This window comes from Microbulbifer epialgicus (assembly GCF_041447265.1).
Lineage (GTDB): Bacteria > Pseudomonadota > Gammaproteobacteria > Pseudomonadales > Cellvibrionaceae > Microbulbifer > Microbulbifer epialgicus.
The window spans coordinates 1-591 of record NZ_JBGMEK010000286.1 but is presented as its reverse complement, the minus strand read 5'-3'; the positions used below and the strand labels follow the sequence as shown (position 1 = coordinate 591).

Annotated in this window: 1 protein-coding gene; it reads right to left on the bottom strand. The window is 56.9% G+C overall.

The genetic code is table 11. The annotated features are described in order from the left end of the window. The coding region (locus ACCI49_RS25040) for a hypothetical protein (protein WP_371841979.1) at window positions 1-591 on the bottom strand (591 nt) is incomplete at both ends.

Here is a 591-nt window from a genome sequence, read left to right as displayed (position 1 = left end):
GCTAAACACAAAATTGGTATCCGGCGTGGTCAGCAGCTCCACTTCTTTGACGCTGCCAGTCAGGGCGAGGCCGGCGCTGTACAGGGTGGCGTCAACAATATCGTCCAGACCGCTAAGGCCATCCGCATGCGCGCGGACACCACTGAGCGCGGTAAAGTAAACCCCGTTCACTTCGACACGGCCGTCATTCTGAACGGTGTAGGTTTCCTGCTGTGTGGTGCCGACCAACTGACTGTTACCAGTGGCGGTCACATTTTCTAAGCTGACAAAGTCGATCGCGCTGTGGCTAAAGCCACCGCTGTTATCACTCAAGATAAAGTTAGTATCGGTCAGGCCGACCAAGGTGTCGCTGTCATCGCCACCATCGACCTTGCTGACGCCGTAAAAGTCGATGTTCTGGCTCTGCACGACGGTGTCACCACTGAGGTCCACCACGACAAAACGGTCCGCACCGCTGGTGCCGGTAATCTCACCGGTGTCGGTTACCCTTTCGATACCTTCAACGATGAGGGTGCCGGTTGTGCCGTTGGTGACCGCGGCACTCAATGATTGACTACCCAGCAGGTTGATGCCGGATACAGCGCTGGCCTG